Genomic DNA, 13,381 nt, shown 5'->3' with positions numbered 1-13,381 from the left:
TTATTATCCATTCAATACATTCTTTACAGCACTAGTTTTAGGAAGTTTTTTAGGTTCTTCCTTCTTTGGTTCAGCAGTTTTTTCTTCCGTTTTCTTTGGCTCAGCCGGTTTCTCTTTTTCTTTATAAACAAACTTAAGTGTCTGTTTATCCGAAGAAACCTTCCCTTCCAACTCTTCTGGAACTGCCTTCAAAACATAAGTTGTATCTTTAACTGTAATTTCTGTTTCAACATCACGATCAAATTTCCAGTCTTTACCTACAAGCTCTCCAGCTTTGGAAATAACTTCAGAATTCTTGATTTCCTCGCCCTTTTCGTTGACAAAGATAGCTTTAACTTCCTCGCCTTTTTCATGTGCCAAGTAAGTCAGCAAAAGGTCATTTTCAGCAAACTTCCCTTTCTCTTCACCTTCTTTAAGGGTAACTTCAAATCCATCAACAGTCGGAGCTTTGATATCATAATCATCCCCAGAGAATCCCTTAGCTACAAGAATATCCTGATCAATCTGCTCATTCGTTAAAGCATTCAGAACCTTGACTGTTAAAGAATAAACCTTTTTATCTGCTGGTTTCTTTTCATACAGATAATGTAGTTTAACAGTATCCTTAGTAACTTTTCCAGAAGATTCTTTAGGCTCACCAGTCAATACATAGGTTTCACCATCAACGGTCAATTCCTTCTTAACTTCAGTTGCCTTCCATTCACTACCAATCTCCTTACCAGCTTCGATAATTGTGATATCGCCTTGACCAGGAATTTCTTTTCCGTCCGCTGTTCGGAAATCAGCAGTAACGGCTCCACCTTCATTTTTGATTGAATCAGATTTCTTAGCCACTTCTTTTCCATCTAGTGACACTGTACCTGTTGCAGTTCCTTCTCCAGTAAAGCTATAAACGATTGAGTAATCACCATCAGGTAGTTTTTCTGAAAAATCAACCTTCCCATCTTTGACCGGTAATTCTTTATTGACTTTACCACCTTTTAACAAAGCCTTAGTGATTTTTATTCCATCTCCACCGATGGCAACTTGAGCTGTTTGATCTGCACCCTTAGAGGTTTGTACTTTGACAGTAGCAGTTTCCATAAACTGTTTAACCACTTCAGCATCTACAATTGACTTGTCTTTACCAGTCATATCGTAGATATTGGGATGACCCAATTCTTTCATTTGCTCAATCGAACGCATAGAGTTAGTGTCGTTGTCTGTAACCTGATTACGATTGACAACTGACATAAAGGTCTTAGCCCGTCGTTTTGCCCACTCAGCGAAAGATTTGTCCATTTCTTCTGGTTTACCTTTATCCATCCAACCGTCAGTGTATTGGATAACAGATACAGTATCAGAAGGTTTTGTAATTTTTTCAACAATCTCTTCAAATGGAACAACAACATCTACAGACTCATCTAGGTAACGGTGTGAACCTAGAGCATTTGCTAAAGCAGCAAAATAAGCACCATACTCATGAATATCAGAATCTTTTTCTGTTGGAGCCTTAATCTTCAACAGATTATCAATGATTTCAAGCGCTTCTTGCTTCGTCAAGAGAGTTGAAGATATGCCCACAGTGTCTTTAATTTCTTTTTTTGTGCTCGCATGATATGAACTCTGTCCGTAATTATCCGCATAAAGTTGAATAATGTGACGACTTTGAGGGTTTTTATTTTCTTCAATAATCTTCTTACTTAGGAGTAAGGAATCCTTTACTTTACCTGCATTAGAAGAAGAATAGTCATAAACATGATCCGTAATAAGAGGATCAATTTCATTTGTTGTACTCGTATTTGTAGGAGCTTTTGTCTTAAACAGAAGCTCATTAGATCCTGCTTTATCTTCACCAGTTACTACTGTATTTTCAGTAGTTTTTAGTTCTGGAGAAAAATCAGGTTGTTTAGGATCAACTGGTTCTGGATTAGGATTTTTAACCTTAGGTGCATCTTTCTTAACATTTTCAATTTCGATTTTAGTCTTTTCCAAATCCTTGAATTTGTCGGATTTATTATTATTAACTTGTTTTTCGTCCACCCCAGAGGATTCGGGATCCTTCTGCTCTGTTTTTTCAGTCACAGCTGATTTAACTGAAGAAGCATTTTTAGATTCATCTGCTTGAGCTATTGCCGAACCGACAAACCCAACTGCAACTAGTCCTAGTGCTACAGAACATAGATGTTTTCCATATTTTCTATAGCTAAATGTTTTTTTCATAGCATCGCCTTTCTAAATGTTCATTGGAATATTTTCTTTGCGGATATCGTTGATGGATCTCTAGCTCTAAAATATACAATTATCATTGTTCCTCCAATCAAAAAGTCACCCAGAAATCTTGATGACTTTAATAAGTTTAATTTTCCTTAGATTCTCGTTTGATTTTCAACAAACTTAAAAGTGAAACAGTTACCATCCCCAAGAACCAATAACTAGAAGATTTTTCCCCCGTATTAGGTAATTCATATCTTGCAGCAGGTGCTTGATAGACTGGATCTTTGATTTTGGCCACTTGTTCGTGCACGTACTTCGCAGTCTTGCCATTTTGAACTACTGGAGTAGAATGAGTTCCAGCTTGTTCAATACTTGCTTTTTGAACAGTCAACTCTTTTTGATGCTCAATTTCTTGTTGTGCTTCCAGATAATCACGATAAGCCGACAACAACTCTTTATGAGTCTCTAATACCTTTCTTTGCTCTGATTTTGCAGTTTCTAGTTTTGCTAGTGCTAACGCTAGAATTGATTTCTTTTCTTTCAAAACTTCTTGAGCAGATTCAAGATTCACTTTTGCATTTTCTAAGAGTTGTGGGGCATTTTGCAAAACTTCCACTCGCTCTTTTGATGCTTTCAAGGCTTCAGTTGATTCTGAAAGTAAGGCTTGACGACTGAGGACAAGTTCTTTAATTCGAGTAAGTTCACCTTGTTTAGCAATCAATGCCTCTTTCTCAGCAGTCAAAGCTTCATTCAGTGATTTCCATTCAGTTTGTTTTTCAGCTAGTTTATCTTTAGCTAACGCAAGTGCTTCACGTTTGTTTTGCACGTCTGCATTCAACTGTTCCAAAGCCTCTTGCGCTTGTTTGTTTTCTAAACCAGCTTTTTCAAGGTTTGCTTTCGCCTTCTTTAACTTAGCTTCTGCTTCAGGAGCTTTTAAAGCAATATTCTGAATATCATTACGATTAGTCACTGCATTTTGCGCAGTAACTTCTGCTTGAGTATATTCCGTCTGTGCTTGTTCTTTTCTAGCTTGTGCATCCTTACGATTCGTTTCCGCAGTATCATAAGTATCCTGAGCCTGTGCCACAGAGTTTCTAGCTACTTGAATTCTCTCCTGAAGACTAGCTAGATTGTTCTTAGTATCAATTTTAACTTCTTGATGGAAACCATTTTTCAGCAAATCAATTGTTTTAGAATCTGTTCCAACATAGTGCATCGCAATCAAACCAAGATCTGTCTTTCGGGTTGCTACACCGATATACTGTAGCGTGACTGACTTACGATCAAGTCCTGCAAAGTTTAAAGCATGGCCCCAATCAGCGTGCTTATCATAAAACAGCATCATAATCATGTTGTTGTAAGCCTGTTGTTTCAGATCAGCTAATGTTACTACATTATCTGCATTTTGGAAGCCAATATTTTCAGCAAGCAGACCTTGATTCCCCTGATTCAAACCAACTTCTTTCGCAACAGTATTCAAAGCATCTAGGTCATGCCCGTACTGATTAGTTGATAGCTGAGTTACCTTCTGTGCCACTTTCTGCATATCTCGATTCACTAAGACTGGAATATCATCTGTTCCCATCAATCGACGGAAATCATTAATCAAATGTGCATTGAAAATGGCAAGTTCATCTTGAACTTCAGCAGATAAATGATTGACATCAGCAATCACAGTCTTTTTATCTGCTTCACTCTGCTTAAATGGAGAAGTTGGATTGCCGTAATAAGTCTCACCACCATCTGGAGAGCTAAATCCAGCAGCGGTCATTCCTTTCTTGGCAATTTCTTGTAACTTATTTGAATCTTCTTCCGTGGGGTTATTGAAGTAAGCCTTTAATGCTTCTACGTAGCCAGCAGGATAAGTGATAGAGGTAGTTGTCAAACTATCCAGGATACTTCGAGCCTTAGATAGATTCTCTTTAGCTACTCGATACTGATTTTCAGCGTTAGTAGCGTGAGTAGTTGCTTGATCTAGCTCCTTCGCTTTCACCAACCTAGTTGCTTCTGTACTCGTTACCTCTTCTTCCGCCTGTTTCAACTTAGAAGCACGTTGTTCATCTGCTTTTTTAGCAAGTTCTAAATCTTGTCGAGCTTGTTTTTCAGCTTTTTCGCTCAGTTCTAAGCTTCGCTTAGCTGCTTCAGCATTGGCAACAATGCCTGCAACTCCAGTTCCGTCTAAAATAGCTTGTTTTTCAGCTACAATTTGTTCTGCATCTGTAACTTCTTCTGTTTTGTCAGCAAGCTTTCTCGTAGCTTCTTTGACACTTGCTTCCTGATCAGTAACATTCTTTTCAGCTAGCTTTTGTTCTTCTTCAGCAGAAGACAGTTCTTCTTGAGCCTTCTTCTCAGCAACCTCTTTTTCAGCTACACTTTGTTCTGCATCCTGGATATTTTTAGGAGTAGCTTCCTGGACAAGTTTCTCCGCTTGAGTAACAGCTTCTGTAGCTTCTTCAACTACTTTCTCAGCGTCGTTCACCTCATTTTGAGCTGTGTTTACAATCTCCTCATGTTTTTTTACAACTGTGTTTGCCTGATCCACATTTTCTTGGGAGATAGCAATATCAGTTTCTGTAATTGTTTTTTGAGTTGCAGTCTTCTGTTGGTTACCTGAATTTGGCTCTAAAGGCTTTACCTCTTCTGCGAAAGCTTGAGTTGTTGTCCCAACCGCTGCTGTTGCGATTGCGCTCGCCAATAAAGCTTTCTTAACTTCTTTCATCATTTCCATTTGATTTCTCCTTTTTGTTATTACTTAACACAATGCTTATTTGAATAGTCTTTTAGTTCTCGTGAGATTTTATCAGACAATTTATTTGGGATAAAAGTCATATATACTAGAATCCCTGAAACTAAAAGAATAACTGTAAATATTATCTGGATAATACTCATTTCTTCACCTTTTCATAACATCACCTATCTGCTTTCAGCAACAAAGAAACAGTCCCTTGCTCCCCAAAACAGATAGATGAGGACTCTATCTGTTAAATTTTACTGCTAGGTCGGTGATAACCTTTACCGGTTAGCTGTAAGATAGTTTTATTTCCTTGTTTAATTCGTCTGGCAACTAAAATATCTCCACGTTTAATGGTGCGTATATCTCTATAGATTTTAGAGTATTCTGCAATCATTTCAACGGTTTGAAGTTTTCCTGCCACATATCCTTTTTTAGGAATAAGACCATACTTACTAGTTAATTTCATTTCTTCACCACTTGCAAGCCGTGCGGTTGCATCACCTTGCAAACCTAGTCGTCTTAAGTCAGTGAGTGTAACCTCACTAGTTGATTTTATTTGATTCATATTGTCCTCCTTTTTGAATCAAAGGCTGATTTACAGCCATGCCGAGTTGATGCCGTACATCTCTACTGTGTTTTTTACGCACGATTTATAGTTTAGAAATCGCAAACTCTTTCGTCTTACGGGACAAGTCAACCGTGACTTTACATAATGCAGTCAGCACTAGATATACTTTCTAGATACACACCGCCCCTGTTCTTCTTTTTATGCCTAGACTGCGCTAATCGGGACAGTGGGGATATTCAATTTTCAAAGAACAAGAGTAGTTTTAGGACTTGCTCAGGTCAAGTATTTTACAAATATAGAACTATCTTAATTCCAGAAAGTCAACCATCTTTCTCTTAACATGTTGCGGTGTCGTTAGACAACTCAGCTAAATAGTGTTTCAGTTTCGTCTCCGATAGTTTATCTGGATAATAGTGTGCAATTAGACTAGGACACTCATCAGGGAATTTTCTAGCGTACTCACTTTGTGCTGATACCTCCAGAAAACCATGTTCTTTTTCAATGAGTAGAGCCATCTTCCAAAAACGAATCATCATTTTGTAGAAGTAGGCTGGGACATTCTGGATTGGTTTTTCTTCAGCCTCTCCTGTTTTAATTTTGAAAATCAATTTATCAAGCTCACGTTCAAGATCTTGCAGCCAAACCTCTCCATAAATTTCCTGACCAGCTAAGAGGTTCTTGTAATTTTTCTCAACTTGACGTTTCGATTGATAGATTTTATTTTCAAGAATTTTTGCATCTTTTCCAAACAAACTGAGTTTCTGAACTAGTTGAGGAGAAAGAAAACCATGTTGCCCCATTCTAAACGCTTCAGAAATTGATAAACCAGATAAAGATGACTCGCCCTCGTATCGATTAGTATCGTATGAGGACTCTGTCTGACTCCTCTCTGTATTTATTCCGTCCGCTTCGTGGACATTTTGAAGTCCATTTTGCGGACGTCCATTTTTGATACTTTCGCTATTACCAATGCTTTGGGATACTTTTTCATAGAGAACTTTACCAAAAGCATTAACCCTCTTCAGTAACTCACCATCAGCTGAATAGTGCTCCACTATTTCTAAATTAGCATCTACTAGCTGAAGATAAAGTCTATTTGGCTTATTAAGCCCTTGCCTAACTTCTCGTAAGAGACCATGTTCTTGCAGTTCTTTCTTGATCTTAGTAACTTTCATCTTTCCCTTGTCCAATAGCAGCATCAGGTCAGAAACTGTAAAAATTAGAAATACCGCTCCATTTTCATCAACGTAATCTCTATTTCCCTTCTGGAATGAACTGATACTTAATTTACAACGATTATAAAGAGCGCCATAAGCTAACTTAGCATCAGATGAGAGACCCGTGTAAGAACTAGTCAATTTGACATAGCCGTTCTCATTGTGTTGAATACGGGTGAAAAATATTTCTGGAATTTGATAAAAAGTTAGAGTAGCTAGTTGATCAATTGTGATATCCGCCATTAGTAGCCTCCTACAACTTGTAACCTCAAGCCACCAGCTTCAGGAAAATATACAAGATGAGCCTGTTCTAACTCCTCAATAGCTGCAATAGCACGTTTTCTAGTCCATCCCATCGTCTTCATCAAATCGAAAATCATTACGTCTCTAGCTAAACTTGAAACGTTTGTTTGGTGTTGCTTCATAGATAATCCTTTCTTTAAGTAAGCCACTTTATATTCATACTTGTAGTAATTCTTCTGATAGTAAGCTAGTCTCTTTTGCATTTTCAAAACCAGCAATATAGGCCTCATAATCAACGTCAACTTTAACATTAATGGTTCTATTATTTAAACTCCCCATGCGACGATGTTGTTCTTCCAAAACTTCTGCTGGGATTTTTACCATCAAACCAAATTCTTCTGATGATTGAGCCTGGTCCTGAAAACGTTGATCTATTCCGTTTAAGAAACCTAGTAAGTACGATTTCTTATAGTCTTTCCATCTTGCTCTTGAGACTGTAGGGAAAAGTCGTTTCAGCCGGTATTTAAGGTATAAGAGCGCACCTTCGTAAACCTTACTACAAAGTTCAGCATCAGATTGATATCCAAAGAAAATTATCTGTGTGATGCCGTCTTCAGGAAGTCGTCTTCTTATCGTTTTACATCTAAAATTTTCGCCTAAAATACCTGCTAACTTTTCTTGCCACCATGGAAGTCTATATTCCCATGTTCCTATTGTTTCACCAATATCTTTTTGAGTTTTACTATTCGTTAAATCATTCATGGAAAGATTATGCTTCACCATAAGTCTTTGAGCCATCAGAAGGGCAGTCTGCCCCTCTTCATCGTTTGGTGCATCGTAAGCTAATTCTAAAAGATTTTGTATCTTCTCAATAATTTTATTATCCATATCAATCCACATGTTTATACTTTCTAGGCAAAGAACTAGCGTAATGTTTTGAATCATTAACCTTTGCATTATAAAAAATCATATTATTTTCAATAATTTCTTGCCATTTAGGAATCTCCTCACGACAAATACGATTAAGTCCATAAAAGTTCCTTACAATAAATCTAACGGCTCCAATATGATCTCCTAAACCAACAACACACAACACATCATGTTCCATATCATATACCCAATGACTTTTTGAATTTCTCAGTATTTCCCAAGCAAATTCCCAATCTCTCTCAAGCCAATCATGACCTGGTCTGTAATAAACTTTTGTCTGACAAGATTCATCATTAAATCCATAAAAACAGTGACTACATAGCGTTCTGTTTTTGTCTACCCACCAGCAAGAACCATACTTTTCATTGATGCAAGGTGTAACCCAGTTGCAAGAACATCGTCTACAAATTCCAGTTTCCATGCTTTACTCCTTCCTACCTAGACATATCCATTACAATTTCAATATTATCTGACATTTTTCCTCCCAAAATACAAAAAAGAACTAACGGATTTTCCGTTAGTTCAATATTTTCTATTTATCTCAAAACACTAGACACTTACACAGTAAAATTCCTAAAAAAATAACAAGCAAACCACCTAAGTAGGTCAAGAGAAAATATCTGTAAAAGACCTTCTTATCAGCCAAGAGTTTTTGGAGTTCATCATTCAAGGTTGAAAAAGTGGTTAAACCTCCACAAAATCCTGTGGCAAGGATAAGATAGACTTCTTTAGACTCCACATGATTGTAAAATAAACCAACTAAAAAACAACCCAGTAGATTAGCTATGAGAGTTCCTAGAGGCAGTACTGAACCATGATTATAACGTGAAAAGAAATAACGCACAAGGGCACCTAGTCCACAAGCAAGTGCTAAATACATGATTACCATTTCTTCCTCCCTAAACAATAAGCCAATAAAAGCCCTCCACCAATGCTCAGAACTAGATAGATTAGTAAACTTAGGTAAGAACCTGTATCCAGCAATTTTACACTATCTAACATGAGGCTAGAAAAAGTCGTTAAACCTCCACAGAAGCCAGTTCCAAGCGCTAAAATGACGCCTTTACTGCTACCCTTATAAACTAGATAACCTTTTACAAGATAGACTAAGCAGAAAATTCCTAAATAGTTAGCAAAGAGAGTTCCCCATGGAAAATCTGGACTGGCTGGCAACCATTTGGAAATCAAATAACGGACAAGGCCTCCTAGCATGGCAGCTAGAAAGATTCCTAGTGGGTAAAATTGTTCTTTTTTCATTTGATGTTTTTATCCTGATAATCGCGCGAACGTTTGAGAATGTCTGAAAAAATCGCGACAATTGACTCTTCGTATTTTTTATTGCTGACACGACTTCTGACTTTTTCAAAGATAGCCTCTTCTCTTTTGGTGTCCAAAATCGGTTTCCCTGAAGCCTTTTTATAAGCAACTACGCCTTCCACAAGATGCATTCTTTCTTCCAAGAGCTTCACGATTTGATCATCAATCTGATCGATTTCTTGTCTAATAATATCTAAATCCATAGAGTCTCCTTTTTATTTGAATGATTTTAGCAAAAATCTTCTAGATGGAATGGTACATTCTTAGGAACAACTAACAAAAACTGCACTGACAACTTTCATCAGTGCAACTTCATGCTTATCCTACTTTAGCAGCCAATTCTTCTGCAAATTGTTCCAAGCGTTCGATATCTTCTTCTTCTGCAGAGAGATCCACTTTGACGCATTCTGATCCCTTTTCAGCTCCTGTTGCCACAAATACACGATCAAAGTCATCAACAGCTTTACAGAACTCATCGTAGAAAGTATCGCCTGATCCTACCACACCGTAGATTTTGCCACTCAAGTTAAGATCTGCTAGGTCTTCGTAGAAGTCCATCATCTCATCTGGTAACTCTCCATCACCGTATGTGTAGGTTGCAACGATTGCGATATCTGCTTCAAGAAAGTCAGATGCGTCAACAGTTGTACACTCATCAACATCCACCTCTAAGCCCAATTCACGCAATTTATCTGCTACAATATCTGCAATTTCTTCGGTATTACCGGTCATACTGGCAAATACAATTTTTGCTAATGCCATATCGTCCTCCTCAATTTATCTTTCTCCATTATATCACATCTTTTTCATTTTAAAAATAAAAACTCTTGTGCTACAATGAAATAAGAAAGAATTGAGGTCACTTATGGAAATTTGCCATCAAATTTTAGAAAAAATTAAAGCATACGATACCATCATCATTCACCGTCACATGAAACCGGATCCTGATGCCTTAGGAAGTCAGGTTGGACTCAAAGCGCTTCTGGAACACCATTTCCCAGAAAAAAAAATCAAGGTAGTTGGTTACGATGAGCCAACCCTAACATGGCTTACAAAGATGGATCAGGTAGAAGACAAGGATTATCAAGGTGCGCTTGCTATCATCTGTGATACAGCAAATACCGCTCGTATCGATGATAAACGTTATACTAATGCTGAAACCATTATTAAAATTGATCACCATCCAAATGACGAAGTCTATGGAGATCTTGTTTGGGTAGATACCAACTCTAGCAGTGCCAGTGAGATGATTGCTCTCTTTGCTGAAGCAACTAACCTAGAATTATCCGACTACGCTGCTAAAATGCTCTGTGCTGGAATTATTGGCGATACCGGCCGTTTCCTTTATCCGTCTACTTCTGCTCGTACCCTTCGAATTGCTAGTAAACTAAGAGAACATAACTTTGACTATGCTGAATTAACACGTAAAATGGATACCATGAGCTTTAAAATCGCTAAACTTCAAGGTTATGTCTATGATCACCTAGAAGTTGATGAAAATGGTGTCGCACGTGTCATACTGACTCAAGAAATTCTAAAAACATATCAGGTAACAGATGCAGAAACAGCAGCCATTGTTGGAGCTCCAGGCCGCATCGATACAGTTAATCTTTGGGGAATCTTTGTCGAACAAACAGATGGCCACTATCGCGTTCGACTTCGCAGTAAATTCGTTCCAATCAATGGTGTTGCAAAAGAACATGATGGTGGAGGTCACCCACTTGCAAGTGGTGCTAACTCCTATAGCCTAGAAGAAAATGAAGTTATCTATCAAGAATTAAAAAACTTACTGAAAAAATAGATAAAAAGCTTGCCAAACTTATCAGAATCTGATAGACTAGTATGGTAACAATCTATGGCTCGCAAAGAGACCATGGCAGAAAGGAAATATTGCAAAATGAAAAAAGATATCCATCCAGAATATCGCCCAGTTGTCTTCATGGACACAACTACTGGTTACCAATTCCTTAGCGGTTCAACAAAACGCTCTAACGAAACTGTTGAGTTCGAAGGCGAAACTTACCCATTGATCCGTGTGGAAATTTCATCGGACTCACACCCATTCTACACTGGACGTCAAAAGTTCACTCAAGCAGATGGACGCGTGGATCGTTTCAACAAAAAATACGGTCTCAAATAATCATAAAAAGAACAGTTCCGACTGTTCTTTTTTGTTTCTTCAAATTAGGAGTCAACGACTACTGCTGTTCCACTACAAGTGACCATCAGCATACCATTTTCAGCACCTAAAGTTTCATAGTCCATTTTTATACCTATAATAGCATTTGCTCCACGTTCACTTGCACGCTCCATCATTTCTGCTATAGCTTCTTCTCTTGCTTGAGTCAATTCACCTTCATAACTACTCGCTCGACCTCCAAAAACATTACGGAAGCCAGCAGCCATATCTTTGAACATATTAACGCCAGCAACCACTTCACCAAAGACAATTCCTTTGTAGGCTAGGATTTTCTTTCCTTCAATTCCCGTAGTTGAAATAATCATCTTCCTTTCCTCCTAACTTCTTTTATATAATTGTAAACCCTTTCACTAACTCTGTCAAGAAATACTATAAGGGGCTCAGTGGTTGAAAGGAAACTCTTCTCACCATCCTTGTTTGCTATCCATTTAGTGCCAATTGTATGGATGGTGGCCTAAATCCTTTTCTTTGCAAGCCTAACTTGAGATAGGCTTCTCAGCCTCACTATTCTTACCAATAGTAGAGCTTAAAATCTATGACTGGTATAAAAGAGACTGTTCTTCCCTGCCCCAAAATTGCCCCAAAACTACAGAAAAAGCCTATCGACCAAGCTAGAAAGCTTCATACAATAGGCTTTTTCTAAATTCATTATTTAACAGCGTCTTTAAGAGCTTTACCAGCTTTGAATGCTGGAACTTTTGAAGCTGCGATAGTGATTTCTTTACCAGTTTGTGGGTTGCGACCTTTACGTGCTGCACGCTCACGAACTTCGAAATTACCAAAACCAATCAATTGAACTTTTTCACCAGCTGCAAGGTAATCAGCTACTGCTGCAAATACAGCATCAACTGCTGCTGCTGAGTCTTTCTTTGTCAATTCTGTAGCTTCTGCTACTTTAGCGATCAAATCTTGTTTGTTTGCCATGTTAATAATTCCTCCAAATATTTTCTAATTAACAATTACAATCATATCCTAAATTCTCTTGTAGGTCAAGTCAAAAACGCTATTTCTTGCTATTTTCTTTATTTTTTTAGGACTCATATCTGACTAAAATAGCCCAAGCATTTTCACCTGTATGTGTCTGAATAATCGAACCTGTTTCAAGTACAGAGATTGGTTTTTCAACGAATGGTTGTAGGATTTCTTTCATCTCTTCTGCCCAGTCTCTAGTTCCAGAATAGGAGATACCAATTTCGGCAACAGAACGTTCTGACAATTTTGAAACTAGCTCATCCAACCATTTCTTAAAGGTCTTAGCCCCACGTCCTTTCACGATTGGTTGTAATTCGTCATCCTTCATCTGCATGACTACTCGGATATTTAATAGAGAGCTTAAAAGACCTGTCACTCGACCAATACGGCCACCTTTAACAAGGTTTTCTAAGGTAGAAACACCGATGTAGAGCTCTGTATTTTTCTTGACTTCTTCAACATGAGCCACAATTGTTTCTATGTTTTGTCCTTCTTGAGCTAACTTAGCTGCCTCAACCACTTGAAATTTTAGGGCTTGATCTGTAAAGGAACTATCCAATACGGTCACATTAGCCGTTGATAAACTTGCACCCTGACGAGCTGCTTCGACAGTTCCTGATAAGATATGAGACATATGAATGGCTAAAATTTGACTACCGTCTTTACTTAACTCATCAAAAATCTCAGCAAAGAGTCCAACTGGAGGTTGACTTGTTTTAGGCAGATTTTTACTCTCTTTCATCAAGCGAAGAAATTCCCCTTCTTCAAGATCAGCATCCGAATAAAGAACACTATCAATCATTACAGAGAGCGGAACGACGGTAATATTTAATTCTTTGACCACTTCTGGTTCAATGGTAACAGAAGAATCTGTTACGATTTTTACTTGTGTCATAATTCAAATCTTTCTATATTTCACTTTTTGAGTGAATTTTTTCAATTTAACTATAACAATTATATCAAAAAAATGCTAAAAATTCATACTGTATCTATTCATTTTTATG

At 37.7% G+C, this 13,381-nt stretch carries 16 protein-coding genes; 2 read left to right on the top strand and 14 right to left on the bottom strand.

Going from position 1 to position 13,381, the window contains the following annotated elements; translation table 11 throughout:
- Nucleotides 1-3: 3 nt before the first annotated feature.
- The 11 genes from ADM33_RS05675 to ADM33_RS05625 form a co-directional block, all read right to left on the bottom strand.
- Nucleotides 4-2,202, bottom strand: coding sequence for a MucBP domain-containing protein (locus ADM33_RS05675; protein ID WP_049503646.1), 2,199 nt, complete (start codon nucleotides 2,200-2,202; stop codon nucleotides 4-6).
- A 136-nt stretch (nucleotides 2,203-2,338) separates the two neighbouring features.
- On the bottom strand, nucleotides 2,339-4,924 hold the full coding sequence (locus ADM33_RS05670; protein ID WP_049503644.1) for an SEC10/PgrA surface exclusion domain-containing protein: 2,586 nt from the start codon (nucleotides 4,922-4,924) through the stop codon (nucleotides 2,339-2,341).
- Nucleotides 4,925-5,177: 253 nt separating this feature from the next.
- The gene (locus ADM33_RS05665) at nucleotides 5,178-5,495 is read right to left on the bottom strand and encodes a hypothetical protein (protein ID WP_049503642.1); all 318 of its coding nucleotides are present in this window, start codon (nucleotides 5,493-5,495) and stop codon (nucleotides 5,178-5,180) included.
- A gap of 338 nt (nucleotides 5,496-5,833) precedes the next feature.
- Nucleotides 5,834-6,958, bottom strand: coding sequence for a replication initiator protein A (locus ADM33_RS05660; RefSeq protein ID WP_049503641.1), 1,125 nt, complete (start codon nucleotides 6,956-6,958; stop codon nucleotides 5,834-5,836).
- A complete protein-coding gene (locus ADM33_RS11545) occupies nucleotides 6,958-7,140 on the bottom strand; it encodes a hypothetical protein (protein ID WP_049503639.1) in 183 nt (60 codons plus the stop codon). The genes ADM33_RS05660 and ADM33_RS11545 overlap by 1 nt, the downstream gene beginning before the upstream one ends.
- Nucleotides 7,141-7,174: 34 nt before the next feature.
- Nucleotides 7,175-7,846 (bottom strand): DUF2786 domain-containing protein, encoded by a 672-nt coding sequence (locus ADM33_RS05650; RefSeq protein ID WP_049503682.1) that lies wholly within the window; start codon nucleotides 7,844-7,846, stop codon nucleotides 7,175-7,177.
- A gap of 1 nt (nucleotide 7,847) precedes the next feature.
- Nucleotides 7,848-8,309 carry a hypothetical protein gene (locus tag ADM33_RS05645; protein WP_049503637.1) on the bottom strand — a complete coding sequence of 154 codons (462 nt, stop codon included), beginning with the start codon at nucleotides 8,307-8,309 and terminating at the stop codon, nucleotides 7,848-7,850.
- A gap of 120 nt (nucleotides 8,310-8,429) precedes the next feature.
- Nucleotides 8,430-8,777 carry a fluoride efflux transporter CrcB gene (gene crcB, locus ADM33_RS05640; protein WP_049503635.1) on the bottom strand — a complete coding sequence of 116 codons (348 nt, stop codon included), beginning with the start codon at nucleotides 8,775-8,777 and terminating at the stop codon, nucleotides 8,430-8,432.
- Nucleotides 8,771-9,145 (bottom strand): fluoride efflux transporter CrcB, encoded by a 375-nt coding sequence (gene crcB / locus ADM33_RS05635; protein WP_049503634.1) that lies wholly within the window; start codon nucleotides 9,143-9,145, stop codon nucleotides 8,771-8,773. The genes crcB (ADM33_RS05640) and crcB (ADM33_RS05635) overlap by 7 nt, the downstream gene beginning before the upstream one ends.
- A complete protein-coding gene (locus ADM33_RS05630; protein WP_049503632.1) occupies nucleotides 9,142-9,408 on the bottom strand; it encodes a chorismate mutase in 267 nt (88 codons plus the stop codon). Before ADM33_RS05630 ends, crcB (ADM33_RS05635) begins: the two co-directional genes overlap by 4 nt.
- A 115-nt stretch (nucleotides 9,409-9,523) precedes the next feature.
- The gene (locus tag ADM33_RS05625; RefSeq protein WP_001162134.1) at nucleotides 9,524-9,967 is read right to left on the bottom strand and encodes a flavodoxin; all 444 of its coding nucleotides are present in this window, start codon (nucleotides 9,965-9,967) and stop codon (nucleotides 9,524-9,526) included.
- A gap of 103 nt (nucleotides 9,968-10,070) precedes the next feature.
- On the opposite strand from ADM33_RS05625, the gene ADM33_RS05620 reads away from it, so the two are divergent.
- Together ADM33_RS05620 and ADM33_RS05615 are read left to right on the top strand one after the other, a co-directional pair.
- The gene (locus ADM33_RS05620; protein ID WP_049503630.1) at nucleotides 10,071-11,006 is read left to right on the top strand and encodes a DHH family phosphoesterase; all 936 of its coding nucleotides are present in this window, start codon (nucleotides 10,071-10,073) and stop codon (nucleotides 11,004-11,006) included.
- 96 nt (nucleotides 11,007-11,102) lie between these two features.
- A complete protein-coding gene (locus tag ADM33_RS05615) occupies nucleotides 11,103-11,345 on the top strand; it encodes a type B 50S ribosomal protein L31 (protein ID WP_000710764.1) in 243 nt (80 codons plus the stop codon).
- A 44-nt stretch (nucleotides 11,346-11,389) separates the two neighbouring features.
- On the opposite strand, the gene ADM33_RS05610 is transcribed toward ADM33_RS05615, so the two are convergent.
- The 3 genes from ADM33_RS05610 to ADM33_RS05600 form a co-directional block, all read right to left on the bottom strand.
- On the bottom strand, nucleotides 11,390-11,710 hold the full coding sequence (locus tag ADM33_RS05610; protein WP_000587311.1) for a heavy metal-binding domain-containing protein: 321 nt from the start codon (nucleotides 11,708-11,710) through the stop codon (nucleotides 11,390-11,392).
- A gap of 343 nt (nucleotides 11,711-12,053) precedes the next feature.
- Nucleotides 12,054-12,329 carry an HU family DNA-binding protein gene (locus ADM33_RS05605; RefSeq protein ID WP_001284633.1) on the bottom strand — a complete coding sequence of 92 codons (276 nt, stop codon included), beginning with the start codon at nucleotides 12,327-12,329 and terminating at the stop codon, nucleotides 12,054-12,056.
- A 106-nt stretch (nucleotides 12,330-12,435) separates the two neighbouring features.
- Entirely contained in the window at nucleotides 12,436-13,272 is an 837-nt protein-coding gene (locus ADM33_RS05600; RefSeq protein WP_049503627.1) for a DegV family protein, read from the bottom strand.
- Nucleotides 13,273-13,381: the final 109 nt, after the last annotated feature.

Origin of the sequence: Streptococcus oralis, from assembly GCF_001075875.1 — a bacterium.
In the GTDB taxonomy this organism is placed as follows: Bacteria; Bacillota; Bacilli; order Lactobacillales; family Streptococcaceae; genus Streptococcus; species Streptococcus oralis_I.
This window is presented reverse-complemented; position numbering and strand designations above follow the sequence as displayed.